25 protein-coding genes are annotated in these 25,024 nt (G+C 64.4%); 7 read left to right on the forward strand and 18 right to left on the reverse strand.

Annotation, left to right across the window (positions count from 1 at the left end; all coding sequences use genetic code 11):
* Positions 1 to 48: 48 nt before the first annotated feature.
* The 9 genes from C3F42_RS13780 to gabP all read right to left on the reverse strand — a co-directional run bounded on the left by C3F42_RS13780 (position 49) and on the right by gabP (position 9,301).
* Positions 49 to 639 carry a phage tail protein gene (locus C3F42_RS13780; RefSeq protein ID WP_028692046.1) on the reverse strand — a complete coding sequence of 197 codons (591 nt, stop codon included), beginning with the start codon at positions 637 to 639 and terminating at the stop codon, positions 49 to 51.
* Between the two features lie 75 nt (positions 640 to 714).
* Entirely contained in the window at positions 715 to 1,023 is a 309-nt protein-coding gene (locus C3F42_RS13785) for a hypothetical protein (RefSeq protein ID WP_094012599.1), read from the reverse strand.
* Positions 1,024 to 1,035: 12 nt separating this feature from the next.
* Positions 1,036 to 1,530, reverse strand: a complete 495-nt coding sequence (locus tag C3F42_RS13790) for a GNAT family N-acetyltransferase (protein WP_094012598.1) — start codon at positions 1,528 to 1,530, stop codon at positions 1,036 to 1,038.
* Positions 1,531 to 1,705: 175 nt separating this feature from the next.
* Positions 1,706 to 2,689, reverse strand: a complete 984-nt coding sequence (locus C3F42_RS13795) for a sulfotransferase family protein (RefSeq protein WP_094012597.1) — start codon at positions 2,687 to 2,689, stop codon at positions 1,706 to 1,708.
* Positions 2,677 to 3,477 (reverse strand): aspartyl/asparaginyl beta-hydroxylase domain-containing protein, encoded by an 801-nt coding sequence (locus tag C3F42_RS13800; RefSeq protein ID WP_038707305.1) that lies wholly within the window; start codon positions 3,475 to 3,477, stop codon positions 2,677 to 2,679. The genes C3F42_RS13795 and C3F42_RS13800 overlap by 13 nt, the downstream gene beginning before the upstream one ends.
* 87 nt (positions 3,478 to 3,564) lie before the next feature.
* Entirely contained in the window at positions 3,565 to 5,661 is a 2,097-nt protein-coding gene (locus tag C3F42_RS13805; RefSeq protein WP_104444548.1) for an HlyD family efflux transporter periplasmic adaptor subunit, read from the reverse strand.
* Entirely contained in the window at positions 5,658 to 6,977 is a 1,320-nt protein-coding gene (locus C3F42_RS13810) for an efflux RND transporter periplasmic adaptor subunit (protein ID WP_094012595.1), read from the reverse strand. Before C3F42_RS13810 ends, C3F42_RS13805 begins: the two co-directional genes overlap by 4 nt.
* Complete coding sequence (locus C3F42_RS13815; RefSeq protein ID WP_038707302.1) at positions 6,974 to 7,750, reverse strand: efflux RND transporter periplasmic adaptor subunit; 777 nt, start codon at positions 7,748 to 7,750, stop codon at positions 6,974 to 6,976. The genes C3F42_RS13810 and C3F42_RS13815 overlap by 4 nt, the downstream gene beginning before the upstream one ends.
* 156 nt (positions 7,751 to 7,906) lie before the next feature.
* Positions 7,907 to 9,301 carry a GABA permease gene (gene gabP / locus C3F42_RS13820; protein WP_094012594.1) on the reverse strand — a complete coding sequence of 465 codons (1,395 nt, stop codon included), beginning with the start codon at positions 9,299 to 9,301 and terminating at the stop codon, positions 7,907 to 7,909.
* A gap of 476 nt (positions 9,302 to 9,777) precedes the next feature.
* Here gabP and C3F42_RS13825 point away from each other — a divergent pair, with 476 nt between their 5' ends.
* Positions 9,778 to 10,695, forward strand: a complete 918-nt coding sequence (locus C3F42_RS13825; protein WP_371041642.1) for an RHS repeat-associated core domain-containing protein — start codon at positions 9,778 to 9,780, stop codon at positions 10,693 to 10,695.
* Between the two features lie 63 nt (positions 10,696 to 10,758).
* The gene (locus C3F42_RS13830; RefSeq protein ID WP_094012592.1) at positions 10,759 to 11,607 is read left to right on the forward strand and encodes an RHS repeat-associated core domain-containing protein; all 849 of its coding nucleotides are present in this window, start codon (positions 10,759 to 10,761) and stop codon (positions 11,605 to 11,607) included.
* A 72-nt stretch (positions 11,608 to 11,679) separates the two neighbouring features.
* On the opposite strand, the gene C3F42_RS13835 is transcribed toward C3F42_RS13830, so the two are convergent.
* The 5 genes from C3F42_RS13835 to C3F42_RS13860 all read right to left on the reverse strand — a co-directional run bounded on the left by C3F42_RS13835 (position 11,680) and on the right by C3F42_RS13860 (position 16,639).
* The gene (locus C3F42_RS13835; RefSeq protein WP_104444549.1) at positions 11,680 to 12,858 is read right to left on the reverse strand and encodes an integrase core domain-containing protein; all 1,179 of its coding nucleotides are present in this window, start codon (positions 12,856 to 12,858) and stop codon (positions 11,680 to 11,682) included.
* Between the two features lie 531 nt (positions 12,859 to 13,389).
* A complete protein-coding gene (locus C3F42_RS13845; RefSeq protein WP_094012271.1) occupies positions 13,390 to 14,400 on the reverse strand; it encodes an NAD(P)-dependent alcohol dehydrogenase in 1,011 nt (336 codons plus the stop codon).
* Positions 14,401 to 14,522: 122 nt separating this feature from the next.
* A complete protein-coding gene (locus C3F42_RS13850) occupies positions 14,523 to 15,113 on the reverse strand; it encodes an HAD family hydrolase (RefSeq protein WP_094012272.1) in 591 nt (196 codons plus the stop codon).
* On the reverse strand, positions 15,110 to 15,979 hold the full coding sequence (gene tesB / locus C3F42_RS13855; RefSeq protein ID WP_023632343.1) for an acyl-CoA thioesterase II: 870 nt from the start codon (positions 15,977 to 15,979) through the stop codon (positions 15,110 to 15,112). The genes C3F42_RS13850 and tesB overlap by 4 nt, the downstream gene beginning before the upstream one ends.
* Before the next feature lie 90 nt (positions 15,980 to 16,069).
* The gene (locus C3F42_RS13860) at positions 16,070 to 16,639 is read right to left on the reverse strand and encodes a GNAT family N-acetyltransferase (protein ID WP_023632344.1); all 570 of its coding nucleotides are present in this window, start codon (positions 16,637 to 16,639) and stop codon (positions 16,070 to 16,072) included.
* A gap of 167 nt (positions 16,640 to 16,806) precedes the next feature.
* Between C3F42_RS13860 and C3F42_RS13865 the strand changes: the two genes are divergently transcribed.
* The 3 genes from C3F42_RS13865 to C3F42_RS13875 all read left to right on the forward strand — a co-directional run bounded on the left by C3F42_RS13865 (position 16,807) and on the right by C3F42_RS13875 (position 19,910).
* Positions 16,807 to 17,493 carry a histidine phosphatase family protein gene (locus C3F42_RS13865; protein WP_094012273.1) on the forward strand — a complete coding sequence of 229 codons (687 nt, stop codon included), beginning with the start codon at positions 16,807 to 16,809 and terminating at the stop codon, positions 17,491 to 17,493.
* 111 nt (positions 17,494 to 17,604) lie between these two features.
* Positions 17,605 to 18,519, forward strand: a complete 915-nt coding sequence (locus tag C3F42_RS13870; RefSeq protein WP_094012325.1) for a histone deacetylase — start codon at positions 17,605 to 17,607, stop codon at positions 18,517 to 18,519.
* Between the two features lie 149 nt (positions 18,520 to 18,668).
* Positions 18,669 to 19,910, forward strand: a complete 1,242-nt coding sequence (locus tag C3F42_RS13875; RefSeq protein WP_038707295.1) for a TIGR03862 family flavoprotein — start codon at positions 18,669 to 18,671, stop codon at positions 19,908 to 19,910.
* A gap of 34 nt (positions 19,911 to 19,944) precedes the next feature.
* On the opposite strand, the gene C3F42_RS13880 is transcribed toward C3F42_RS13875, so the two are convergent.
* Entirely contained in the window at positions 19,945 to 21,276 is a 1,332-nt protein-coding gene (locus tag C3F42_RS13880; protein WP_038707294.1) for a DEAD/DEAH box helicase, read from the reverse strand.
* A 55-nt stretch (positions 21,277 to 21,331) separates the two neighbouring features.
* Entirely contained in the window at positions 21,332 to 22,252 is a 921-nt protein-coding gene (yedA, locus tag C3F42_RS13885) for a drug/metabolite exporter YedA (RefSeq protein ID WP_038707293.1), read from the reverse strand.
* Positions 22,253 to 22,404: 152 nt separating this feature from the next.
* Between yedA and C3F42_RS13890 the strand changes: the two genes are divergently transcribed.
* Positions 22,405 to 22,863 (forward strand): Lrp/AsnC family transcriptional regulator, encoded by a 459-nt coding sequence (locus tag C3F42_RS13890; RefSeq protein WP_023631363.1) that lies wholly within the window; start codon positions 22,405 to 22,407, stop codon positions 22,861 to 22,863.
* A gap of 8 nt (positions 22,864 to 22,871) precedes the next feature.
* Here C3F42_RS13890 and C3F42_RS13895 read toward each other — a convergent pair whose 3' ends face one another.
* Entirely contained in the window at positions 22,872 to 23,351 is a 480-nt protein-coding gene (locus tag C3F42_RS13895; protein WP_023631362.1) for an NYN domain-containing protein, read from the reverse strand.
* A gap of 108 nt (positions 23,352 to 23,459) precedes the next feature.
* Positions 23,460 to 24,194, reverse strand: coding sequence for a DUF2076 domain-containing protein (locus C3F42_RS13900; RefSeq protein WP_038707292.1), 735 nt, complete (start codon positions 24,192 to 24,194; stop codon positions 23,460 to 23,462).
* Between the two features lie 157 nt (positions 24,195 to 24,351).
* On the opposite strand from C3F42_RS13900, the gene C3F42_RS13905 reads away from it, so the two are divergent.
* Entirely contained in the window at positions 24,352 to 25,014 is a 663-nt protein-coding gene (locus C3F42_RS13905) for a YciC family protein (RefSeq protein WP_023631418.1), read from the forward strand.
* Positions 25,015 to 25,024 lie beyond the last annotated feature (10 nt).

The raw sequence follows: 25,024 nt of genomic DNA on the forward strand, positions 1-25,024 counted from the left end.
CGGGGCGCCGATGTGCGCCCCGCAGCCCTGCTTGTTGCCTATCCGGCCTCAGTTGCGGGACGGGAACAGCCCTTCCACTGCAATGATGAAGTTGATACCCAGGTAGGGGTTTCGGATCGAGAAGGGCTGGCTTTGCCCCGTGGTCGCACCGGTGCTGGCCGGAATGGTGAGGTTGAACGGTTTGAGCGTCGTGTCGCTGGCGGTCGAGGCATAGATGTCGATCGCAGCACCGGAGCCCGTGGTGTCCTTGGGCTTGGCCAGCACGCCACTGGTCGAAGGTGCGGGCAGGTCAGCATCGCCTTCCGCTGCGGGGATGGCGACCGACACCGTGCTGGCCGGGATGATCACGGGTTGCGAGGCCATGTTCAGTGACGTCAGGCTGGCCGTTGGGGCACCTGCCACCTCCCCTAGCACGACATTCGGCAACCCCGGCCCCGTCCCTTGCTGGATAGGCGCCCGGCCACGCAGGTCAGGCAGTGCGAAAGTGGTCTGGCCATTGCCACCGTAGGTCGTCCCGAGAATCGAGAACAACGCGGTGTTCTGGGCGATGCTCAGAAGCTGACCTTGGCAGAAGGCCCAGCCCCGAGGGGCGAAGTTGCCTGCGAACAAGGTGATCTGACCGAGGAACGGCTCACTCATTTGCTGCTCTCCTATGACAACACTGCGAAGACGGGCCCCATGGCCCGCCGGACATGACGCGTGTGGCGGACGCCCTCAGAGCGGCCGGTCTACGTGAAAAATCGCTTCCAGCACCGGGCGCCCATCGTCATCGGGGCTCACCGGGGTCATCAACAGCAGCCAACCTTGCTCGCCTGGCGGCGACAGGCGGAACACCGCCTGCGGCAGCTCGGTGCCGGCCGGCAGGGCGAATTCCGCCGCATAACGCTGGTGACGCGGCGACATGGCCGGTCCTTCGGTCACGGCCAGCAGTTGCGCCTGGAGCGCCTGTTCGTCGCTGATCCACAGCTGGAAATGGCTGCCGGTGGCCTGTTGCAGTGCGTCGAACGTGGGCATGGCATGCATGGGTCTGGTCCTTCAGGCGCGTATGGCAGTGGTGAGCGCCGCTCGGCGCATCTTCAGGGACAGGCCGGTCTCGCCGACCACCTCGAACCCGCAGCGCTGGTAAAGCCGCAAGGCCGGGTTATGAGGGGTGACATGCAGGCCGGCGCTGAGGCCGTCGGCATCGGCGTGTGCCAGCCACTGCCCGAGTAACCGGCTGCCGATGCCGCGCCCGCACCAGACGGGCAGCAGGGCCATGTCGATGAACTGCACGTGGCTGTCGGTCCAGTGCAGGTAGACGCGGCCAATGGGCTCGCCCGCCACTTCGATGATGAAGAAGTCGGCGTCGGCGAACTGGGCCTGGTAATAGTCGTGCTGGGCTTGGAACTGCTGGTCGAGGAACACATTGATGGCGGCCTGGGGCCACGGCAGCAGGGCCATTTCGGCGGCACGAGTGGTGCCGTAGAGGGTGCGCAGGAACGCCCGGTCGACGTCCACGATGGGACGGAGGCTCACCTCGGAAATGGACATCGGGTATGGCTTCCCTGCATAAGGTTACCCCATGGTGAGGGGCGCACATCCAAGTGAATTGTCCTACACAATCTGCAGCAGCGTAGCCGAAGATCAAGGCAAATAGCCACTACCCGAACAGGGTCTTTTCAACTTTTTTCTCAAACACCCGTTCGAGGTAGTTTGACGCCATTTCCTAGACGTTTCGCAACCGTATGGATTCCAACGCGTTGTAAGGCGCCTGGGCCCAACGGATGACCGCAGCCCGTATTTCGTCGTCGGCCTCCTCGCGCTTGCGCTGGCTGTCGGCGCTGAAGTTCATGGCCGGCTGCTTGGCGTCGAAGGCCGCGACGGCGCGCAGGTCAGCCACATCGCCTGGCTGGATGCCGAACAGTGGCCCGAGGCGTCCCCAGACGGCGTCGGGCAATTCGCTGTAGTTCACCGCGATGGCACCGTGGCGTTCGCACAACGCTAGGCCAGCCGTGAGGATTTCGCCAATCATCCGGCAGGTGTATTCCACCGTGTCCATGGCTTGGGGGGCGGACAGCAAGTTGTCCAGGCCCGAAGCGCCGAGTAGCCCCGGCACCCGGTGCATGCCCGCCTGGCGCAGTTGCGAGACGACGATTTCCAGCGGGTCACGATAGAGAAACACCCGAGGCACGTCGGGATACAGCGCCGTCAGCAATGATGCGTCGAAGATGTTCCAGGCATCGAGCTTGATCAGCAACTGGCGCTCGTCGCCCCGACGACGCTGACCGTAGGCCGAGCAAAGCGCCCGCAATGCATCGGCCTGCCAGGCGGCGGCGGACGGGTCCTGGCGCGCGGCACGCAACAGGTTGTCCAATGGCGGCGGCTCGGACAGCACGATATTTCGCGCTTGGCTGGCCAGCAATTGGGCGATCAGCGTCGAACCACAGCGTGAAGCGTGAAACACCAAGGCCGAGGGCGTCAGCCCCGGGCTACGGGCGTGCCAATCGAGCAAAGCTGAGACATCGGTGTCGCGGCGCATAGCCTGGTTGAACGGCAGGCGTAACGCCTGGTCGACGTCATCGCGGAAAAACGGGCGGGTCAGGCGCTGTTCGCCGAACCAGCACCAGTCCACCCGCCATCCGGCGTCGCCTTGCCAGAGGCGGATGGGCAGCCAGCCGTGAAAATCCATCGGGGTATTCACACTCGCCATTGATCGCTCCATGCCTGCTTGCCCCGGCGCATCGCGCCCAGGACCTCTGCCTCGGAAAACGCCAGCCCTAGCTCGGCACCAAGGCGCACCGCCTCGGCCACGAAGGCCCGAGGATCCTCCAACGCCTGTAGTTGCGCAGCCAATGCCGGCGCCTCACTCACCTGCTGGCGAAACCGTTCGAATGCCTGCCCGGCCCTGCCGGGTTGCAATGCCGGCGTCTGCGCCAGGCCTTCGTCGATCAGCGCCAGCAGCCAAGGGTCGGCCGCGCAGTCAAGTACCAGGTGGATACGCTCACCGGGCCCGGGGTTGTTGACCCGGTGGGGGCGCGACAGGTCGATGAACCAGCACTCGCCTGGGCGCATCGGCACTTGCAGGCCATCCACAAGAAACTCCACGCCCGGGGGGCTCAGCAGCGGTATATGCAAACGCAGGCAGCCGCCTGGGCGCCCGAGGTCAGGGTCACGGTGCTCGTGGATCCGCGCCCCCGCCCCCAGGCGAAGCAGGCGGGCGGCGCGCAGCGATGCCTGGAAGGGTGCAAGGGCTTGCTGCCAGGCCGGCTCGCCTTGCCACCAGGCCAGGCTTGACGGCGAGCCTGTGCCTGGGGCCAGCGGCAACGGCGCGTCCTCGGCGGCGACCAGCGCCACACCGCTCCAATCACCTTCGTGGTAGCCCCGGTTGAAATGCGCCTGCCAGGCATGAGTGTCCAGCCGGGTCAGGGCCTGCTGCAACGCGGGCAGGTTCGTGGGCAAGGTAAGGCGGGAACACAGTGGCAGAGCGGTCTCGGTCATGCGGGCTCCTTGCGTCGGCATTGTCTTGAACGGCATTCCTGGCGATGGATCGCGTAATTACGACGGGAGCCTGGCGGGAAAGGCCGCCTAAAACCCACTCTCACGAACCCCCAACGCCGCCAACCGTCGCCAGGCGGCCCCCAGCAACGACTCGCGCGCGCCCTCCAGTACCACCAGCCCACGCAACGGCTGCGCCACATCGGGCACTTCGCCCAGCGGGCTCAAATGTACGCCGTACTGGGCCTGCACCGGCTCCGCACGCTGCTGGCCATCACGTCGCACGGCTACCGGGCCATGACGGTCGGAGGCCAGCGCTTCGAGCTCCAGCACGGCAACACCGGTGGCATCCACCTGCTCCACGCGCACCGGCAATGCCGGGCGCGCCGGGTCATCGGCGATGAAGCGCCCTTCGCTGCCGGCCGCCACCCGCCACAGGTCGGCCTCGGCCAGGTAGCCGCGCAAACGCAACCCTGGCTCGACCAGCCGGCCCAAGGTCTGTGCCGGACTGACCCATTGCCCCGCTGCCAGGCCGGCCGGCAGGTCACGCAACACACCGTCGCGGGGCGCGCGCAGTTGCAAACGCTCACGCTGGGCGGCCAGGCCGCGGTACTCGGCCACGGCTTCGGCCAGTTGCTGCTCGAGCACGCCAACGTCCGCCGCCGTCTCGCTGCGCCCGGCCTGACGGCGCAATAGCAGCTGCAGGATATCGATCTCGCGGCGCACGATGGACTGGCGCGACGTCAGGTCAGGCGACTCCAGTTCCACCAGCAGCTCGCCCTGGCGAACCGCCTGCCCTTCGCCCACCGGCAAGCTTTTCACCCGTGCCGCCACCGGCGCATGCAGGGCGCTGACGCGGGACGCCTCGAGCATCGCCGGCACGTCCACCGCGCCACGCCAGGGCAGCACCAGCACGGCCAGCAACAACGCCAGCGCGGCCGCCACCCGCAGCGTCTTGCCCGGCGCCGCCTGGCCACGGTGCAGCCACCATTGCCGCAACTCCTTGTACACCGGCAAACCGATGAACCAGGCCAGCTCCACCAGCATCAGGAAGATGCCCAGCACCTTGAAGAACAGGTGATATACCGCCAGGGCAATACCGAAGAACAGCACCGCGCGCCACAGCCAGGCGCCATAGCCCCACACCAGCAAACGACGGCGCATGGTCGGCGACCAGGCTTCCGGGGCCGGCTCGCCATAGCCGAACAGCGCCTCGCGCAGTCGCCAGCGACACAGGGCAAAGGCGCGGTTCTGCAGGTTCTCGACCCGCCACAGGTCGCTGATCAGGAAGTAGCCGTCAAAACGCATGAAGGGGTTGAGGTTGACCAGCAAGGTGGTGATCCAGGTGGCGCTGGCCAGCATGAACGCCGCCGTGCGCGCGGGGCCGTCAGGCAGCAGCGACCAGGCCAGCAGCGCCAGCACCGCCAGCAGCAGCTCGGCGAACACCCCACCGGCATCGATCAGCAGCCGCGCACGGCGGTCGCTGACGCGCCAGGCATCACTGACATCGGTGTAGAACATCGGCAACAGCACCATGAACGCCAAGCCCATGCTCTGCACTCGGCACCCGGCTCGCTTGGCCATGAAGGCGTGGCCGAACTCATGGCAGAGCTTGGCGAACCCCAGCGCCACGCCAAAGGCGAGGATGCCGCCGAGGCTGAACAGGTGCGGGAACGTGGCGATGAAGCGCGACCAGTCGCGAATCACCAGGAACACACCCAACGCCAGCACCAACGGCAGGGCGTAGCGCAAGATCCAGCCGCCATGGCGTTCAAGCACCGGCCATGCGCGGTTGAGGAAGGCATCCGGGCGCCACAGCGGAATCCGGAAGAACAGGTACTGGTGCAGCACACGGGTCCACAGGCTCTGCCGGGTGGCGGCGGCCTTGGTCGCATAGCTTTCGCGCTGGCGGGCATCTTCGGCGCCGATCAGGTCGTGCTGGCCGAGAAACAGCAAGAGCTCTTCCAATGCCTGCTCGTCGACTGCCAGGCCAGGCTCGGCATTGGCGGCAGCCAGCACACGTTGCGGGTCACCCAGGCGCCAGTGCTGCAGCAGCCGCACGGCGCCACCGCCCAGCTTGAAGTAACGCCCGCGCAGCGGGTCGGCCAGGGTCCACTGCGGCGCGCCGTCATGCCCGGCCGCCGCCGGCGAAAGTTGCAGGTCGGCGCGCAGCGCTGGCAGGGTCACAGCCCCAGCCCCTGACGCAACGCAGCCAGCGGGCGACGCAGCAGGTAGTAGACCAGCGGTGCGCGCTCGCCATACACCTTGGCGGTACCGCGCAAGCCGATGCGCGGCGGAGCCTCGTCGAAACCGGCGTCCAGCCGATAGGCCAGTTGCCCGGCGGCGGTGGCCTGGGCCTCGTAGGCCGCGCGCTCCAGGCGGGCGCCATGGCGGTGCAGCGGGTCGCTGTCGAGGAACAACGCCACTTCGGCACCAGGCTGCAAGGCGATGGCATCGCCCACCGGCAGTTCCAGGCGCAGTTCGGCCTGCTGCGGATCGGCCAGTTGCATCAGCCGCTCGCCGGTCTGCACGGGCTTGCCGGTCCAGCGCTCGGCATCGGCGAACACCGCGATCCCCGCACGCTCAGCGCGAATTTCGCTGCGGCCGAGGAGCTGGCGGGCGTAGTCGAGTTCGGCGCGTTTCTGTTCCACACGGGCGGCCAGCAGGTCGAGGCGGGCATTGGATTCGGCATCGCTGAAGGCACGCTGGGTGCTGGCCTTGAGCTCGGCCTCGGCGACCCCGAGGGCGCGCTCGGCGACATCGACCTGGGCCTTGAGGGTGGTGGCGTCGAAGCGCACCAGCAGGTCACCGACAGCGACCGTCTGATTGGGCTTGACCAGGAACTCAGCGATCACACCGTCCAGCGGCGCGGCAACCACCCGCCCCGCCCGCGGCACGACCTCGGCCGGAGCCAGCACCGACTGGCGCACCGGCACCAGCAGCACCAGCAACGACATCCCCAAGGCCACCAGCAGGCGCCGCCGTGGCCAACGCAATCGCCAGGGTTTTGCCGGGCCCAAAGCCAGCCAGGCGTGGGCGTAAGTCTCCCCCAACTGATCGAGCAGGGCTTGCTCGGCGGGGTTGAACGCCTGGTCGCGGGCCAGCCACAGCCCACCGAACACTTTGCCCTGGCGATCGAGCAAGGGCAGCCAGAATGCGTGGGCGGCGGATAACGAGCGCCAGTCTGCCTGGGCCTGGGAGTCCAGCATCGTCGGCTCCACGGCCCCGGCCTGGGCCGCGACGCCGGCAGCCTGTAGCGTGTGAGCGGCACGTTCGACAAACGCCACGAACGGCGCATGGGCCTCGACCACACTGATGCCGGTCAGTGCCCGAACCTTGCCGGCGATCAGCAGGGCGGCATGGCGAAAACCGAACAGTGTCTGGCCATCGTTGACCATGTTGTAGGCCAGTTGCTCGGGACCAGCCGCCTGGCGGGCCTGGCGCTGCAGGCCGAGAAACAGTGCGAAGGCATGCTCGGCCACACCCGTGGCGGCGGCCGTCATGGTTGTGCGGCGAAGTGGGCGGTGCCGCTCATGCCGGCCAGCAGCCCCTGGCTGTCGCGGGGCAGTTCGCCGATCAGCAGCAAGGTCTGGCTGCCCTCGTCGATCCGGGCGCCGACGCGCTTGACCTGTGCTTGCAGCGGCTTGCCGGTTTCATCGGGAACGAACTCGAACGGCTGGCCTTGCTTGAGCTGCCCCAGCCACCGCGAGGGCACCAGCAGGTGGATCTCCAGCGAGCGGTTGTCCACCACCTCGAGCAGCGGCGAGCCACTGGCGACGCTTTCATGGGGCTGGGCCCGGCGCTGCACCACCCGGCCATCGAACGGCGCGCTGACCACGCAGCGCCTGACCTGCACCTGGTACACCTGTGCCTCGGCCTGGGCCTGGGCCTGCTTGGCCTCGGCCAACGACACCTCGAACTGACCGACCGACTTCAACGCGGCCAGTTGGCGGTTGTGGTTGAGCTCTTCACGGGCAGCACGCACGGCAGCCTGGGCGGCGTTGAGCTGGGCTTGGTAAGCGCTGCAATCGAAGCGCGCCAGGATGCTGCCCTGCTTGAAATCCTGGCCATCGGCATAGGGCATCTCGATGATGCGCCCAGCCAGTTCACTGGACAACACGGCCTGGTCGCGGGCCCGCAGTACACCACGGGGGTTCTGCCCGGCGCTGGACGCCACGGGTGCATCGAGCAAAGGGTCGGCGGGAGGGTCGCCGGCGTACGCCTGTGGCAGGTACAACAGACCCAGGGTCAAAGCCAGACGGAAACCGCGAAGCATGTTGCGCACTCCCTTGCGATCTGATGGCAGGAGTGTAAGACAAAAGATGATGGCACGGATATATCACGCCGATGAAGATCCAGATGGCTCACAGTGCGCAAGGAGCAGGCCTAGGAGCCCGCTCCCACAGAACCCGCGCAGGCTACAGAGTCAGGTTCAGCCAGGCGACCGCGCGGCCACCGCCCGACGCCCATGCCCTCGGGTGGTGATGATGCCGAGGAACGAGATCATGATCGCCAGGCTCAAGGTGGCGCTGACCTCGGCGCGGTGTTCCTCGGTAAACATCATCACGGCCAGTGCGCCGCCGATGAACAGGATCACCGCCCAGGTCAGCCAGGGGAACAACCACATGCGGAACTTGAGGTTGGCGTTCTCGCGCTCCAGCCGCCCACGCATGCGCAGTTGCGAAATGGCGATTACCAGGTACACCAGCAGCGCGATAGCGCCGGAGCTGGCCAGCAGGAACTCGAACACGCCCTTGGGCGCGAAGTAGTTGAGGATGGCGATGGCCGCGCCGATCAGGGTGCTGCCGAACACCGCCGCACGCGGCACGCCAACCCGTGAAGTGTTCTTCAGCAGCGCCGGCGCATCGCCGCGCTTGGCCAGCGAGTACATCATCCGCGAGGCGATGTAGATCGACGAGTTCATGCAACTGGTCACCGCGATCAGCACCACAAAGTCCACCATCAGCGCGGCATTGGGGATATTCATGATTTCCAGCGCGCGCTGGTAGGAGCCCACCACCGCCAGCTGCGGGTCGTTCCAGGGCACCACCGAGATGATCACGAAGATTGACAGGATATAGAACGTACTGATGCGCCAGATCACCGAACGGGTGGCCTTGGCGATGTTGCGCGCCGGATCGCTGGACTCGGAGGCGGCGATGGTCACCGCCTCGGTGCCGATGAAACTGAACATCACGGTGATGAAGGCACCGACCACCGCCGACCAGCCCTTGGGGGCGAAGCCGCCATGCTCGTCGACCAGCGTGCTCAACCCGCTGACCTCGCGCTCCGGCAACCAGCCTGCCAGTGCGGCAAAACCCAGGCCGATGAAGCCGAGAATCGCGGTGACCTTGAGAATGGCGAACCAGAATTCGAACTCTCCGTACTTGGCCACGCTGAACAGGTTGGTGCAGGCCAGCAACAGCACCGAGGCCAGGGCGAAGATCCAGCTGTCTACCTGGGGGAACCAGGCGTTGAGCACATGCCCCGCGGCCAGCGCCTCGATGGGAATCACCAGCACCCAGAACCACCAGTACAGCCAGCCGATGGTGTAGCCGGCCCAACGGCCGATGGCCTGGTCGGCATAGGTGGAGAACGAGCCGGTGTCGGGGTGGGCCACGGCCATTTCGCCGAGCATGCGCATGACCAGCACCACCAGGGTACCGGCCACGAAATAGGACAGAATGGTGGCGGGCCCGGCAGCCGCGATGGCATGCCCGGAGCCGACGAAAAGTCCCGCGCCGATGATGCCGGCGATGGACAGCATCGTTACGTGACGTGGCTTGAAACCTTGAGCAAGGTTGCCATCAGTTCCCACGGTGTTCATTGGTCTTGTTCTCTTTTTACTGACACAAGGAAGGGACGGGCAGGCGTAGGCGAAACTGTCTCCTCGGCTAAGGGCGGAGTACGTTGCGCACGCTCTGTTACGGCCTTCTCATGCGCCCGGGGCAACGCACCATGGGGATGCGGGCTTCACTTTAAGCTGGGCGCGGCGCCAGCAAAATGCTCGAAAACGTCAGACAACTGTTCGATCACGACACCGCGTGCCCATGCACGTCAGTCAAGCCCCCGGACATGCCTGATTGCGTCAGTCGCCGCGCACATCCGGTGTGGCGTGGGAAATCTGCCAGTGCCCCTCGTCAACACAGTACAACCTTCTGCATCGCTTCATGCCGGCCAACCAGACCTGGCATTTTTGTCAGTTCACCCTATACCGGCGCGGTGCTAGCTTGATGCCAACCTGATCGGATGCACAACTGCGGATCACTGTTCAGCGGTGTGAGCAATGAACGAGGAATTGCCATGGCTACCAGCAATTTGCTGTCTTGCGACCACATGCAAAGCCCATTGATGGCGCAAACCGGGGCGAATCGTCTGTTCTGCGTCTACAACCCCTACGGCCATCGCGCCGAAAAGGCTGGTGACCCGGGAACAGGGTTTACCGGCCAATGCCGCGAAAGCCGGCAGGGCTGGTGTCTGCTGGGAAACGGTTATCGGGTCTACAACCCGGTGTTGATGCGATTCCACTCCCCGGATCAGGGCAAGAGTCCTTGGGGGCGCGGTGGAATCAACAGTTATGCCTACTGCCATGGCGACCCAGTCAACTTCCACGATCGTAGCGGTAGAGAACCGGGCCGCCTGAATTCAATGGTGAGCTCCGATTTTTACAGTAGTGCGAGTTGGTTTACAAACGTCGCTGCAGGAGCCATGCCGGCAATCGCTTACGGGGCGATGAAGTCAATACAGCTCTCTTACGGAGCAGAAGTTTCGCCGACCGATATGAAAATTTTTGGCGCAGGGGCAGCGGGAGCAGTAATTTTTATCGCTGGAGAATATATTTATCATTATCACGACCGCGACTTAGGCACGTTTTTAAAGGATATTGGAACCTCGACAGCCAATATCAGCGGCGTATGGGGGCTCGTATTACAACGCCGCGACGCAGCGACCGATCACTATTTAAGAGTGGCAGTGGGTGATCAAGAACTAGGCACTGACCCTTCCGCGCAGATAATCCGGCGTCCGCAAAGATCCTCGTTTCGTGTGGCAGGAGGGTTCGTCATCAGACGGCCGGTGACAATAACAGATAGTCCAGACACGTCATCCAACAGTTCAGACAGCCCACCTCAAACACCCGGTCTTTTGCGAAGCGTCATGGGCAGCTTGAACAGCATTTTCAGTAACGAGCCACGCCCCCCAGGGAATATCGATGAACTTTGATGCTTCGCCACCTGCCAGTGTTTCATAACGAAATTTGAGAATTCGGCTACGTGAGCAAATAGCATGGTCAAATTTTTCTATCAAAACAACTTTTTACAGTTCGAAATTGATGAGGGGCAGACTCGGGCATTCCTCCGCACACCGCTTGGTCCCATGGCAGTACTCAAGCAGTCTAACAATAGGATATGCACCGAATTATTGCCCATTGACAGATCTGGATCCGTGATAGATCCGTTCATCTATACCTGCTTCGGCGACTCGACAGTATGTCATTCCCAGCCCCCCTTGCTCGCCTTCAATGCCCAGCGCCCGGATCCCTTTACCAGATGCTATCTGCTTGGCAATGGCAGGCGTGTCTATAACCCTGTACTGATGCGTTTCCAGACCACGGATGCGTTTAGCCCATTCGAGAAAGGTGGCGTAAACGCCTATGCTTATTGCGAAGGTGATCCGGTGAACTGGCAGGATGAATCGGGGTTTGTTCGTGAGAGAACAGACCGTCTAACAACGGCAAGCAACACCCATTCCGTAAATACCGTCAACCCTCCCATAGGAACCGGTGCTCTCGTTCTCAAACAGAATGACAAAACAAAACATCAAGACTCAAATAAACGAAAAGTCAGTTTCTCCACAGAAATAACCACAGCCTCACCCATATTAATAGATTCAAAATTAGTCCAGCCGCTTTCAAACCTTACCAAGAAGCAACACCAAAAATTACTTGACAAACGCCAAGCAGTAAAAATCGACAAAAGTCGTACAAATTTAATTGCCTTGGGAAAAGAAAAGGACACTCTTAACAAATTAGAAAAACTTCTTTACATCGCAAGAAAAGTCAGTCAACCCGAAATAGTTTACGACTTTACAAAAGTAGAAAAAATCAGATTAGAAGAACCCTTTCTCGACGAATAAAAATATCGCCTCACACCAAGGCAAAATTGCGCCCTTGTACGGATCACCCACATGGGTTACACAAAAGTTCACTCACATAGGTGACAACACCTTGAGTGTTACATAACCATCAGTGGTATCCCGCACATCGACTCTGCCAAGGATGATGGGACCGAAAATAACATCCCAGACGCCATCCCCAACCTGCTCCAGTCCAATGGTCTGGTGCTTGAGCACATAACCTACGTAGATCCTCAAGCCCCGGCGATTGATGATGCCGGAGCTATCAGCCGGCAAGCTCTCGATATGACTGGGATAGGTCATTTCGGGGAGCTTTTCAGGGAATGCGCGTGGAGATGGCTGGTAGCAAGACGCCGGTGTTTTCTGCTTCAGCGCTTCATGCAAGCGCTCGTGATTGTAGTGCTGCCGAAAGCGATCAAAGTGCCGTTGTTGAGCCTCCCAGGCCACTGCCGGCGGCGATGGGAGCGTGCTTTTGAGCGTTCGATGCATGCGCTCGTGGCGGCCATTTTGTTCAGGCCGACCAGACGCAATGCGCTCGGGAATGATGCCTAGACGCAGCCACCAGATCGACAGCTGAGAAAGTCCCGCACGCCCCTTACTGGCAAACGGCACACCGTTATCGGTACGAATCCGCTCAGGCAAGCCATTCTCTCGGAACACTTGGGTGAAAACGGCCTGGGTTTCCAGCAGGTTGGTATTGGGCATGCTGTGACAGGCGAGCAGGAAACGACTGGCGTGATCCATGATCGTCAGCGGATAGCACCAGACGCCTGCACCTGTCAGAAATTGACCTTTGTAGTCCGCACTGAACAACTGGTTAGGCGACTCGGCCTTCTCCAGGGGCTTGGGATAGACCGCTACACGCTGACGCAAGCGGCGTGGTTTGACCAATTCGGCTTTCTTGAGGATGTTGTAGATCGCTGTCTTCGAGGGCGGCGCCTGATCAGGGAAACGCTCCTGTAGCGCAGCCTGGATCTTTTTCGGCCCCGGTTCCGTTTCGCCTCGACTGCGTAATTCGATGATGGCTTCGCGAACTGCGGCGGGTACGACCCAATCCTGGTTCAACCGGCGGCGGCTGCGTTCTTCCAGCCCCGAAGGCCCCTCTTTCTCAAATCGCTCGACCCATTTGTAGCCGGTCTTTCGGCTGATCTCGTAGGCCTGGCACAGGGCGCTGAAGCTGGGCGGCCCCTGCAGGTAATCCGCAATGAAAAGCATTTTAAGGTCCATAGGTTTCAGCTCTCGCCAAGGCATGGTCAGATCCTCGAAAACCGACCCTGCCAGTTAAAGACTGTTACCTATGTGCGTGAACTGATTTGTAACCCATGTGGGTGAGTCATACCCCCTACAGTTTTTCACGACATTTTTTAACAGCGGCTACTGTTAACACTTACTTTACAGGTTTAAGTGAATTCCAGGGCGGTCTTGCTCAACGACTCGACTCTTGAACTTGTGGAACACTACCACGACGACCCGCACCTAGGCGGCGAACTCAACGTCGAGCGGGTCACACTAATGACGCGGGAAGTAGTGCTGGGGTTTGCGCCGCGGCACAGCGAAGGCTTTGCGACACGGGCTGTGGATAACGATGATGCGCTGTTCGTCTGGGGTGCGTCGCGAACTAGCCTTGATGCACAGGTGTTGATGTTTCCGTCGCTGTCCCACACCTGAGCGGGCCTCATCGCGGGGCAAGCCCGCTCCCACAGAGCGGGCGCAGCCTTCGAACCATGCTGCGCCAGTGGAAACCGGCTTGACTGGCGTGAACACCAAAAAGCAGTGCCTGCCTTACCAGGTCAGGCAGATCTTGCCGAAATGCCGGTTGCTCTCCTGGTACCGGAACGCATCGACCATCTGCTCCAGTTCGAAATGCTTGTCCACCACCGGCCGTAGGCCGTTGGCGTCGATGGCGCGGACCATCGCCTGCTGCTGGGCGCGGCTGCCCACCAGCACGCCCTGCAGGCGAATCTGCCGCACCAGCGCCTGCACCAACGGCAACTGCCCGGCCACGCCGGTGAGAATGCCGATCAACGATACGTGGCCACCGATACGCGCCGCGATCATCGACTGCTCCAGGGTGGCCGGGCCGCCGACTTCGATCACATGGTCCACGCCACGGCCGCCGGTGAGTTCACGGACCTTTTCGCCCCAGGCAGGCGTGGCCTTATAGTTGATCAGGTGATCCGCGCCCAGTGCCTTGAGGCGCTCGAGCTTGGCATCGCTGGACGAGGTGGCAATCACCGTGGCGCCGGCCAGCTTGGCGAACTGCAGGGCGAAGATCGACACGCCACCGGTGCCCTGCACCAGCACGCTGTCACCGGGCTTGAGGTGGTCGTCGCTCATCAACGCGCGCCAGGCGGTGAGGCCGGCGGTGGTCAGCGTCGCCGACTCGGCATGGCTGTAGCCGTTGGGCGCAAGGGTGAAGGAGGTAGCCCGGGCGGTTACCTGTTCGCGGGCGTAGCCGTCGATGCCATCCCCCGGCACGCTGGCGAAGCCCTCGACCTGGGCCTGGCCGCCGAGCCAGTCGGGGAAGAACGTGCTGACCACGGCATCGCCAACCTGGAACTCACTGACCCCAGCCCCCACCGCGAGCACTTCACCGGCGCCGTCGGCCATCGGGATGCGCCGCTCGCTCGGCCCCCACATGCCACTGACCACGGCGAAGTCGTGGTAGTTGAGGGAGCTGGCGTGCAGGCGCACGGTGATCTCGCCGGCTGCGGGCGCGGCGGTTTCGCAGGTGCCGACCTGGACCTTGTCGTAGCCGCCGCCGGGCAGGACGTAGAGAGCCTTGGTGCTCATGGGGTGGGTCTCCATCGTGGGAAAAGGTGCAGTGCAGCTTAGACAGGTCTGGAGGATCGCGGGGGCAAGCCCGCTCCCACGATGGTAGGCACGGGGAGCGGGCTTGCCCCGCGACAGGGCCGTCAGCCGAGCAACGCCCTCAACGCCCGGCAATCTGCCGCGTGCCAGTCGGCCAGCTGCGGCCAGGGATTGTCCGGCAAGTTGACCAGCACGGTGCGGGTGCCTGCGGCCCGCCCGCAGTCGAGGTCGAAGCGGTAGTCACCGACCATCACCATTGCACCGGGGCTTACACCCCAGGCCCGGGCGATCTGCAACAACCCATCCGGGCTGGGCTTGGGTGCCGCCTCGTCGCGACCGAGGATAAGTTCGACCGGGAAGCAGTCAGCCAGGCCGATGGCCTCGAGGGTCACGTGGGCAAGCTCGCGGGCATTGCGCGTGAGAATGGCCAGCCGGCAATCGCGTCGGGCCAGTTCGCGCACCAGCTCCACGGCGCCGTCGGCGGCCTTGGAGGCTATCGCCAGGTCGCGCTCATGCTCCAGCAGCCAGGCATGCTTGGCCACCGCCTCCGCTGCCGGCAAGGCTGCCAGGTGGGTGAGGATGTCGTGCTCGGACGGGATATCGAGCGCTTCGCGGATGGCCGCGAAGTCATGCACGGCGACCGTGAGGGTGCCGTCCATGTCGAACACCCAGTGGCGGATGTCGCCCAGGCTCATGCCCAGTCCTTGCGATGGCGGATCAGGCCTTCCTGGGTCGACGAGGCCACCAGTTGCCCGGCGCGGTTGAAGATGCTGCCCCGGCAGAAGCCACGGGCGTTGCCGGCCCAGGGGCTGTCGGTGGCGTACAGCAGCCAGTCGTCGGCGCGCAGGTCACGGTGGAACCACAGCGAGTGGTCGAGGCTGGCGATCTGCATGTCCTTCTGCCACACCGACTTGCCATGGGGCAGCAAGGCCGTGGTCAGCAGGCCGAAGTCCGAGGCGTACGCCAGCAGGTACTTGTGCAGCGCCGGAATGTCCGGAAGGTTGCCGTCGGCACGGAACCAGGCGTACTTGACCGGATCGCCGGGCTTGGGATTGAACGGGTCGCGCTCGGTGACCGGGCGGATCTCGATGGGCTTGGCGCACAGCACCTTCTCGCGGATGCGCTCGGGCAGCCTTTCAGCCATGGCACTGGCCAGCTCGACCTCGCTGGGCAGGTTCTCCGGGCCGACCACGTCGGGCATCGGCGCCTGGTGCTCGAAGCCTTCCTCGTCGTACTGGAACGAAGCGCTGCAGGTGAAGATCGGCTGGCCCTTCTGGATCGCCGTGACCCGCCGGGTGCTGAAACTGCCGCCGTCACGCACGCGGTCCACCGAGTACACCACCGGCATGCTGGCGTCACCCGGGCGCAGGAAGTAGCCATGCAGCGAATGCACATGGCGCGCGTCCTCGACCGTCTGGCTGGCCGCCGACAACGACTGGCCGAGCACCTGGCCGCCGTACAGCTGGCGGAAGCCCAGGTCCTGGCTGCGTCCGCGGAACAGGTTCTCCTCGATGGACTCGAGGCTCAGCAAGTCGACCAGATCGTCGAGTACGTGGCTCATGGGGTTCTCCTGGCAAGGCAATACGGCGCTGTTATGGCGGCAAATGATACAGGGTTTGTCTGTAGTCCCGCCGTACGAATGGCCACCTATTCAGCCGCGCAGGTTCTGTTGCCAGCGGGCGCGGTCGATGCGGTAGAGCACATGAGGGCGCAGCGGATCGCCCGGTGGCAGGCGCGGGTGCTCGAAGCTGGCCTCGAGGTCCTGGACCATGCCGATGGCCTGCATCACCTTCTGCGACGGCAAATTGCCCTCGGTGGTGAACGACACCACCTCGTCCAGATGCAGCTGGGCGAAGGCACAGCGCAGGCAGGCCCAGGCGGCCTCGCTGGCGAAGCCCAGCCCCCAATGCCGGCGGGCAAGGCGCCAGCCAATTTCCACCGCCGGGCCGAAGGGCGCGTCAAAATTGACGTTGAGCAGGCCGGTCATGCCGATGAAGGCGCCGCTGTCCTTGCGCTCCAGGGCCCAGAGGCCGAAACCGTATTCGTTGAAATGACCGCGCACCCGGCCGATCAGCGCGGCTGCCTCGACCCGGGTCATCGGTGCGGGGAAATAACGCATCACCTGTGGGTCGGCGCACAAGGCGGCGAACTCGCGCAGGTCGTCGTCCTGCCATTGGCGCAGCACCAGGCGCGGGCTTTCCAGTTCGAGGATGGGGGTCATCGGCGCGGCTCCGAAATCACAGTCTGCCAGTGTACAGCGTAGGCCGCGCACATCGGCCAGCCGATGCTTTTTTCACATCGGCTTCACCGCCCCCCGACAGGCCTCTTTGCACAATGCCGGACACTACCGCGGCCTTTGTCGACGCCGCACTGCCATCGGAGTGACGCATGCACCCCAGCAACACCCTGCACAACCCGGCCCTGCTGGCCCGCCCCGAACGCCGCCGTTCTCGCACCGCGCTCGGCGCCGCCTTCGGCCTGCTCCTGGCACTGGCCGGGGCCAGCACCTGGCTAGCGACGAGGACGCACATCGTGAATCTTGGCAACGAGCAACAACTGAGCGAAAGCGGCCTGCTGCAGGACTGGAAGGACGGCGCGGTGATCGTGATGATCCGCCACGCCGAACGCTGTGACAGTGCCCCAGGCCCCTGCCTGGACGATGCGACCGGCATCACCGTGGCCGGCAGCCAGGCGGCGCAGCGGGTCGGCCAGGGCCTGCGGCAACTGGGGCTGAGCGGTGCCGATCTGCTCAGTAGCCCAAAGCTGCGAACCCGCCAGACCGCGCATTTCATCCTTGGCCAGGCCGTCTCCAGCGAAGACTGGCTGGAGCGCTGCGACCGTCCTTTCCCCGCCGAGGCCATGGCCCGCAAGCGGCCCGGGCACAACCTGATACTGGTGACCCACAATGGTTGCATCGATCACTTCGCCCGCCAGCAGCATGTGCCGGGCGGTGAGCGTGAAAGCGGCTACGCCAGTGCGCTGTTCGTGTCGGTGGATGGCAATGGCAAGGCGCGGATTCTGGGGCGGATGAACGAGCCAGACTGGCAAAGGGTGCTGGCATCGGCAGGCCAATGAGCGCCACAAGATGACCGCAGCTGCGTGGGAGCGGGCTTGCCCCGCGATTGCGTTGGCGCCGGCGCCACCAATACTGGCAAGATCGGTGTTCGCCCCCAACGCGCCGACACCATGCCCCTGCCGCTGATCTACCACGACGACTACAGCCCCGAATTCCCGCCGGACCATCGCTTCCCGATGGACAAGTTCCGCCTGCTGCGCGATCACCTGGTAGACAGCGGCCTGACCACCGACGCGGCCCTGCTGCGCCCTGAAATCTGCCCCAACGAGATCCTCGCCCTGGCCCATGACCGCGCCTACATCGAGCGCTACATGAACGGCGAACTGTCCCGCGAGGACCAGCGCCGCCTGGGCCTGCCCTGGAGCGAAGCCCTGGCCCGACGCACCGTGCGTGCAGTAGGTGGTTCACTGCTGGCCGCCGAGCAAGCGCTGCAGCATGGCATCGCCTGCCACCTGGCCGGCGGCACCCATCATGCCCACTACGATCACCCGGCCGGCTTCTGCATCTTCAACGACCTGGCAGTGATCAGCCGTTACCTGCTGGAAGCCGGACGCGTACACCGGGTGCTGATCTTCGACTGCGACGTGCACCAGGGCGACGGTACGGCGCGCATTCTCCACGACACGCCGGAGGCGATCACCGTGTCCCTGCACTGCGAGCAGAACTTCCCGGCGCGCAAGGCCCAGAGCGACTGGGATATCCCCCTGCCCCGCGGCATGCACGACAGCGCATACCTCAAGGTGGTCGAGGATGCGCTGAACTACCTGCTGCCGTTGTACCAGCCAGACCTGGTGCTGTATGACGCCGGCGTCGATGTGCACAAGGACGACGCCCTGGGCTACCTGCAACTGACCGACGCAGGCCTCGCTGCCCGCGACGAGCATGTGCTGCGCCAATGCCTGGGCCGCGACATCCCGGTGGTAGGGGTGATCGGTGGCGGCTACAGCAAGGACCGCCAGGCCCTGGCCCGGCGCCACGGCATCCTCCACCACAGCGCGGCGCGGGTGCTCGGTTGTGCACAATGACTGTGGAACCGCCTGTGGATAACCTGCGAGAAAGCCGCTCCAGCCCTTTAACTGCCTGAGCTGCAAAGAGTTGGTTGTTTTTTGAGCAGTGCCGCGAGCCGTCCCGCTGGGGTAGAATGCGCGCTCTTTTCCACAGCCTGCCGCCCGCCATGAACGATCCTCGCCCCGCCTCCCGCCCCCTTGTCGCCGTGATCGGTGGCGGCCCTGCTGGCCTGATGGCCGCCGAAGCCCTGGCCAGGCGCGGGATGGCGGTTGAAGTGTTCGACGCCATGCCTTCGGTGGGCCGCAAGTTCCTGCTGGCCGGTGTCGGTGGCATGAACATCACCCATTCCGAGCCCTACCCGGCCTTCGTCGGCCGCTACGGTAAACGCCACGGCGAGATCGACACGCTGCTGCACGACTTCGACGCCGATGCCCTGCGCCAGTGGATTCACAGCCTGGGCATCGAAACCTTCGTCGGCACCTCGGGTCGCGTATTTCCCCGCGACATGAAGGCCGCGCCGCTGCTGCGTGCCTGGCTCAAGCGCCTGCGCGAGGCCGGGGTGGTTATCCACACCCGCCACCGTTGGCTGGGCTGGACCGACGCTGGTGCCTTGCGGATCAGTTATCCACAGGGCGAACGACACGTGCAGGCAGACGCCGTGGTGCTGGCGCTGGGTGGCGGTAGTTGGGCGCGCCTGGGTTCGGACGGCGCCTGGGTGCCGCTGCTGGTCGAGCGGGGTGTGGATATCTCAGCGCTGCAACCGAGCAATTGCGGCTTCGAAGTCGAAGGCTGGAGCACGCTGCTCAAGGACAAGTTCGCCGGTGCCCCGCTGAAGAACATTGCCTTGAGCGTCCCCGGCGCCGCACCGCGCAAGGGCGAGTTCATCCTCACCGCCCAGGGAGTGGAGGGCAGCCTGGTGTATGCCTGGTCGGCGGCGCTGCGCGAGGCGATCAACCGCGACGGTCGAGCAACCCTGCTGCTGGACCTGCTGCCGGACCGGCCTGTGGAGAAGATTGCCCAAGCCCTGGCCAAGCCGCGTGGATCGCGCTCGATGGCCAAGCATCTGCACGGTCAGCTCGGCATCGACGGGGTGAAAGCGGCGTTGCTGCGCGAACTGACCGACCAGGCGACCTTTGCCGACCCCGGGTGCCTGGCGGCGGCGATCAAGGCGCTGCCGATCGTGCTGGTGCGGACCCGGCCGCTGGACGAGGCGATCAGCAGCGCCGGCGGGGTACGGTTCGAAGGGTTGGACGACGGACTGATGGTGCGCAACCTGCCCGGGGTGTTCTGCGCGGGGGAGATGCTGGATTGGGAAGCGCCGACGGGTGGGTACCTGCTGACGGCGTGCTTCGCTAGTGGGTTGCGGGCGGGAAATGCGGCGGCTGATTGGCTGACGCGCCTGACCTGATGAATGCCGGGGCTGCTACGCAGCCCCGAGGATCTCAAGGCTTGGGCTTGCGCGGCTTGCCACCGAACGCCGGCACCTTGCGCACCGCCTTGACCGCCGGTGCCGCAGCCCCCGCGCCCTCGCTGTCCATCCAGCGCCCCAGGCCGCGCTTGGCGCTGTTCTCCTTCGGCTTCTTGGGCTTCTTCGGTTTCTTCAGCACCTGGCCACTGGCATCGGTCACCGGCACCCGGTGATCGGGGATGAAATCCGGCTCCTCGTGCCGTGGCAACACCTGGCGGATCAGGGTCTCGATCGTGGCCAGCAATTGCACCTCGTCGGCGCACACCAGCGAAATCGCCTCGCCCTTGTTCCCCGCGCGGCCGGTACGGCCGATGCGGTGCACGTAGTCTTCGGCGACGATTGGCAGGTCGAGGTTGACCACCAGCGGCAGGTCGTCGATGTCCAGGCCGCGAGCGGCCACATCGGTGGCCACCAGTACCTGGATCTCACGGGCCTTGAAGCTGTCCAGGGCACGCTGGCGGGTGGCCTGCGGACGGTCGCCGTGGATGCCGTCGGCATTCACGCCCTCGGCCAACAGGCGCTCGACCAGTTGATCGACACCGTTGCGAGTCTTGGCGAACACCAGCACCTGCTTCCAGCGCTGCTTGCGCATCAGATGGATGAAAAGATCGGCCTTGCGCTTTTTATCCACAGGCACCAGCCACTGCTTGACCGTAGTCGCGGCGGCGTTGCGCGGGCTCACTTCGATGCTCAGCGGATCGTTCAGCGCCAGGCCCGCGAGCAGGCGGATCTGCTCGGAGAAGGTGGCGGAGAACAACAGTGTCTGGCGCTTGCGCGGCAACGCCGCGTACACCGATTGCAGCTCCTCGGCAAAGCCCAGGTCGAGCATGCGATCGGCTTCGTCGAGCACCAGGGTCTGCACCTGATTGAACTTCACCGCGTTTTGGCGGAAGAGGTCGAGCAAGCGGCCTGGGGTCGCCACCAGCAGGTCAACGCCACGACGCAGGCGCATCATCTGCGGGTTGATGCTGACCCCGCCATACACCGCGTAGGTGCTCAACGGCAGGTTTTCGGCATACTCGCGCACGTTGTTGTGCACCTGCTCCGCCAGCTCGCGAGTCGGCACCAGCACCAGCGCGCGGATCGAGTTGCTGGCGACCTTCTCCCCTTCCAGGGCCAGGCGCTGCAGCACCGGCAGGGCGAAGCCGGCGGTCTTGCCGGTGCCGGTCTGGGCGGCGGCCATCAGGTCACGGCCAGCGAGCACGGCGGGGATGGCCTTGGCCTGGATCGGGGTGGGCGTGGTGTAGTCCAGCGTCTGCAAGGTGCGCAGCAGCGGTTCGATCAGGCCGAGTTGGGCGAAATTCATGGCAATACCGTCAGGGGGTTCAGCGAAGGCGGCAAGTTTACCGCAACGCCCTGCCCTACTTGCACATTTCGCCTTTCAGCGGCACCGGCTGCTGCGGCGCCTTGCGCCATTGCGGCAGGCCGATCAGCACCACCGCGCCAATGATCACCGCCATGGCCACGCACTCCTCGGCGCCGATCTGCTCGCCGGCGAAAACGATCCCCAACAGCACCGCCACCGCCGGGTTGACGTAGGCGTAGCTGGTCGCAGCCGCCGGACGCACGTGCTTGAGCAGGTACATGTAGGAACTGAACGCCAGGATCGAGCCGAAGAACACCAGGTAGGCCAGCGCCCCCCAACCGGCCGCCGTGGGCATCTCGGTCAGGCGCTCGCCGCTCACGGCACTGCCGATCAGCAAGGCGGCGCCGCCCACCAGCATTTCCGCGGCACTGGCCATGGCGCCCTGGGGCAGCGGCAGGCTCTTGCTCCACACCGAGCCGAAGGCCCAGGCCGCCGCGGCGAACAGGATCAGCGCCGCGCCCATGGGGCTGGCCTGCAGGTTCGAGCCCAGGTTGAGCATGCCGATGCCGACCAGCCCCAAAACAATCCCCGCCCATTCCAGGCGCGAGTTGCGATGGCCGAAGAACAGCCCGAACACCAGGGTGAACAGCGGCACCGTGGCTACCGCCAGCGCCGCCACGCCCGAGGCGACTCCGGCATGCTCGGCCAGGGTCACGCCACCGTTGCCGCAACTGAGCAGGAGAAAGCCGATGGCGCCGGCGGCGCGCCACTGCGGCCAGGTCGGCGCCGGCGCGCCACGCCAGCGCAGGAAGCCATACAGCAGGCTGCCGGCAATCACGAAACGCACCCCGGCCATCAGCATCGGCGGCCAGGACTCCACGCCGATACGAATGAACAGGTAGGTCGAGCCCCACACCAGGTACAAGGCAAGGAAGGCTCCGATGAGCAACAGCGGGAAGCGGCGGGCGGTGGACATGGCAGGGCTCGAAATCCGTTTACGGGTGGATTAGTTTAGAAAGGCCCTCGCGCAAACTTAAGTTACAAAACACGTTTAAAACACCAAAACACTTTGCAATACACGGTTATGCAGACGCTTCACCGTCGATTGCAAGGTCACCTGGAATCGCCATGGACAAGTACGATCGCATGCTTCTCGCCGCGCTGCTGGAAAACGGCCGGGCCACCTACGCGCAGCTGGCGCGCCAGGTCAATCTCTCCGCCCCGGCGGTGGCCGAGCGGGTGGCCAAGCTGGAGGCCAGCGGTGTTATCAGCGGCTACACGGCCAAGGTCGACCTGGAAAAAATCGGCCTGCCGATCCAGTGCGTGATGGAACTGCGCCTGGCCAGCCATGGCAACCAGCAGGCCTACGAGGCCTTGGAGAAGATCCCTGAACTCACCGAGTGCCACCGAGTGACCGGTGACCCGTGCGTGATCATGCAAGCGGCCGTCACGTCCATGGGCGAGTTGGAGGCGCTGATCAACCGCGTGTCGCAGCTGGGCTTCACCAAGACCTCGATCATCCTGTCCAGCGCGGTGGCACGAAGGGTGCCGCTGGGGCATCTGGGGGGCAACGGCAAAAAAACCTGAGCCTGGGTTCAGTGACGCAGCAGCAGCCTGCCCTCGATCGGCACGTAGCGGCTTGCGGCGCGGATTACCGACAACGCCGTCAACCCCGGCACGCCGTACACGACGGTTTCCACGCCATGGCGTTGCATTGCCCGCTCCAGCAACAGGTCGAAATCACCGTCGCCGGAGGCCAGCACTACCTGGTCGACCCGAGCTGCCGCCTCGATCACATCGAGGGTGATGCCAACGTCCCAGTCGCCCTTGGCCGAACCGTCGGCACGCTGGATGAACGGCTTGAGGCGCACCTCAAAACCGAGGTTGCGCAGGATCTGCTGGAACTGCTGCTGCTTGCTGTCGCCGCGGTCGATGGCATAGGCCACCGCTTCGACGATCTGGCCCTCGCGGCTGACGTCGGCCCACAGCGCGGCGTAGTTGAAATGGCAGCCATGGCCTTGGCGAACCGTGTAGTAGAGGTTCTGTACATCGGCGAACAGCGCGATTTTCTTCACCGGGAGCCTCTCTCTGGCGGTGGCAGACAATCGCGGGGCATGCCCGCCCCCACGCTTCGGCAGGAGCGGACTTGCCCCGCAATCAGACGCTGCAGTATGCCAGAGCCCTCAGACGTAGTCGTCGTCCGAGAAGAAGCCGCCATCGTCGCCGCCGCTGTAGTCGGTATCGGCGAACCCGCCCTGGTCATTGCCCCAGCCACCGTTGTCGGCCACCTGGCGCTGACTGTCCTGATCGTTCCAGCCTCCAGCATCGCTGGCCGGCGCCGGCTCTTCCTTGATCACCTCGACGATTTCTTCAGGCTGCGAGTTGTGGTTGAACAGGCTGCTGATACCTTGAGCCAGCAGCACGCCACCAGCCACCCCCGCAGCAGTCTGCATTGCCCCGCCGAGGAAGCTGCTGGCACCGCTGCGCGCCGGAGCAGGCGCCGCACCGAAACCCTGTTGTGGTTGCGGCGGGGAATAAGCCTGTGGCGATGGCTCACGCCAGCCTCCTGAGGAACTCGAAGCCGGTGCCACCGGCCGCTGCGGCTCCGGGCTGCGCGCTCCGGCGCCGAAGATGCTGGAAAGAAAACCGCCGCCGCTGCCACTGGGGCGACTTGCCTCCAGTTGCGCCCGCACTTGCTTGAGCTCGGCCTCGAGCTGCTTGTTCTGTTCGTCCAGGCGCTTGATCGCCGCTTCCTGCACCAGGATCGCCTGGGCCATGTAGTACGGCGCCGCCGGCTGCTGGCGCAGGTGCTCCTCGATGCGTGCCTGGGCCTGGGCATCGCGCGGCTGGGCCGGGTCTTCGGCTTGCTTGAGACGGCCGAACAGGCCATCGATCAGGGTTTGTTCTTCAGTGTTCATCGGGGCAACCTCGTGCGCTGAACAGGGCATCGGACAGCGTCAAAGATGGGGGGCCGGGCGCGGTGATTCAATTGCCCCGGCCATGAAACTTTTTTCAGCAAGCGGGCGGTCTGGGCTAAAGTTACGCCCTGCTTTTTCCGCCATGCGATGTTGACCGATGAATCCGTTGAGCGTTCTGCGCGACTCCCTGTACTTCTTCCGCCGTCACCTGACGAGCATCCTCCAGCTGTGCCTGCCGTTGGTGGTACTTGAGGCCCTCGGCACCCAGTTGCTCTACAACCATCTCGGCGAACAGGCCTCGCCTGCCTACGGCATGCTGGTCAGCCTGCTGTTCTATCCGCTGTACAGCGCCGCGCTGATCCTCTACCTCGACACCCGCAGCAATGGCCAGGACACCGCCAAGCGCGACCTGTTCGCCCGCGCCCTGCAGCTGTGGCCGATGCTGGCCCTGCTGATCGTGATCAGCTCGCTGCTGATCATGGCCGGCCTGGCGCTGTTCATCTTCCCCGGCGTGTGGATCATGGTGAACCTGGTGTTCGCCGAGTACCTGCTGGTGCTGCGCGGCCTGCCGGTGATCGAGGCGATGCGCACCAGCGCGCGCATGACCACCGGGCACTTCCTGCGCATCATGGTGTGCATGCTCTCGGTGCTGGCGCCGCTGTGGCTGATTGACGGCCTGCTGCTGCAGCTGTTCCCCGAACCGCAGGCCGGTGTGCAACTGGCTTTGGACAGCCTCAGCGGCTTCCTGCAGCTGTTCAGCACCGTGGTGCTGTACAGGTTGTTCATGCTGCTGGAGAGTGAGGCGGGCGCAGCCAACTGATCGCGCGCGT

The organism is Pseudomonas sp. PONIH3, from assembly GCF_002934345.1.
Classification (GTDB): Bacteria; Pseudomonadota; Gammaproteobacteria; order Pseudomonadales; family Pseudomonadaceae; genus Aquipseudomonas; species Aquipseudomonas soli.

What these genes read in the sequence shown, in the direction of transcription:
- C3F42_RS13795 (WP_094012597.1), bottom strand. Translation starts at nt 2,689, where the DNA reads ATGGCGAGTGTGAATACCCCGATGGATTTTCACGGCTGGCTGCCCATC.
- C3F42_RS13850 (WP_094012272.1), bottom strand. Translation starts at nt 15,113, where the DNA reads ATGAGCCTGGGCGACATCCGCCACTGGGTGTTCGACATGGACGGCACC.
- C3F42_RS13780 (WP_028692046.1), bottom strand. Translation starts at nt 639, where the DNA reads ATGAGTGAGCCGTTCCTCGGTCAGATCACCTTGTTCGCAGGCAACTTC.
- C3F42_RS13845 (WP_094012271.1), bottom strand. Translation starts at nt 14,400, where the DNA reads ATGAGCACCAAGGCTCTCTACGTCCTGCCCGGCGGCGGCTACGACAAG.
- C3F42_RS13835 (WP_104444549.1), bottom strand. Translation starts at nt 12,858, where the DNA reads ATGCCTTGGCGAGAGCTGAAACCTATGGACCTTAAAATGCTTTTCATT.
- C3F42_RS13865 (WP_094012273.1), top strand. Translation starts at nt 16,807, where the DNA reads ATGCACCCCAGCAACACCCTGCACAACCCGGCCCTGCTGGCCCGCCCC.
- C3F42_RS13900 (WP_038707292.1), bottom strand. Translation starts at nt 24,194, where the DNA reads ATGAACACTGAAGAACAAACCCTGATCGATGGCCTGTTCGGCCGTCTC.
- C3F42_RS13790 (WP_094012598.1), bottom strand. Translation starts at nt 1,530, where the DNA reads ATGTCCATTTCCGAGGTGAGCCTCCGTCCCATCGTGGACGTCGACCGG.
- C3F42_RS13905 (WP_023631418.1), top strand. Translation starts at nt 24,352, where the DNA reads ATGAATCCGTTGAGCGTTCTGCGCGACTCCCTGTACTTCTTCCGCCGT.
- C3F42_RS13890 (WP_023631363.1), top strand. Translation starts at nt 22,405, where the DNA reads ATGGACAAGTACGATCGCATGCTTCTCGCCGCGCTGCTGGAAAACGGC.
- tesB (WP_023632343.1), bottom strand. Translation starts at nt 15,979, where the DNA reads ATGAGCCACGTACTCGACGATCTGGTCGACTTGCTGAGCCTCGAGTCC.
- C3F42_RS13800 (WP_038707305.1), bottom strand. Translation starts at nt 3,477, where the DNA reads ATGACCGAGACCGCTCTGCCACTGTGTTCCCGCCTTACCTTGCCCACG.
- C3F42_RS13870 (WP_094012325.1), top strand. Translation starts at nt 17,605, where the DNA reads ATGCCCCTGCCGCTGATCTACCACGACGACTACAGCCCCGAATTCCCG.
- C3F42_RS13830 (WP_094012592.1), top strand. Translation starts at nt 10,759, where the DNA reads ATGGTCAAATTTTTCTATCAAAACAACTTTTTACAGTTCGAAATTGAT.
- C3F42_RS13785 (WP_094012599.1), bottom strand. Translation starts at nt 1,023, where the DNA reads ATGCATGCCATGCCCACGTTCGACGCACTGCAACAGGCCACCGGCAGC.
- C3F42_RS13825 (WP_371041642.1), top strand. Translation starts at nt 9,778, where the DNA reads ATGGCTACCAGCAATTTGCTGTCTTGCGACCACATGCAAAGCCCATTG.
- C3F42_RS13815 (WP_038707302.1), bottom strand. Translation starts at nt 7,750, where the DNA reads ATGCTTCGCGGTTTCCGTCTGGCTTTGACCCTGGGTCTGTTGTACCTG.
- C3F42_RS13880 (WP_038707294.1), bottom strand. Translation starts at nt 21,276, where the DNA reads ATGAATTTCGCCCAACTCGGCCTGATCGAACCGCTGCTGCGCACCTTG.
- yedA (WP_038707293.1), bottom strand. Translation starts at nt 22,252, where the DNA reads ATGTCCACCGCCCGCCGCTTCCCGCTGTTGCTCATCGGAGCCTTCCTT.
- C3F42_RS13875 (WP_038707295.1), top strand. Translation starts at nt 18,669, where the DNA reads ATGAACGATCCTCGCCCCGCCTCCCGCCCCCTTGTCGCCGTGATCGGT.
- C3F42_RS13860 (WP_023632344.1), bottom strand. Translation starts at nt 16,639, where the DNA reads ATGACCCCCATCCTCGAACTGGAAAGCCCGCGCCTGGTGCTGCGCCAA.
- C3F42_RS13810 (WP_094012595.1), bottom strand. Translation starts at nt 6,977, where the DNA reads ATGACGGCCGCCGCCACGGGTGTGGCCGAGCATGCCTTCGCACTGTTT.
- gabP (WP_094012594.1), bottom strand. Translation starts at nt 9,301, where the DNA reads ATGAACACCGTGGGAACTGATGGCAACCTTGCTCAAGGTTTCAAGCCA.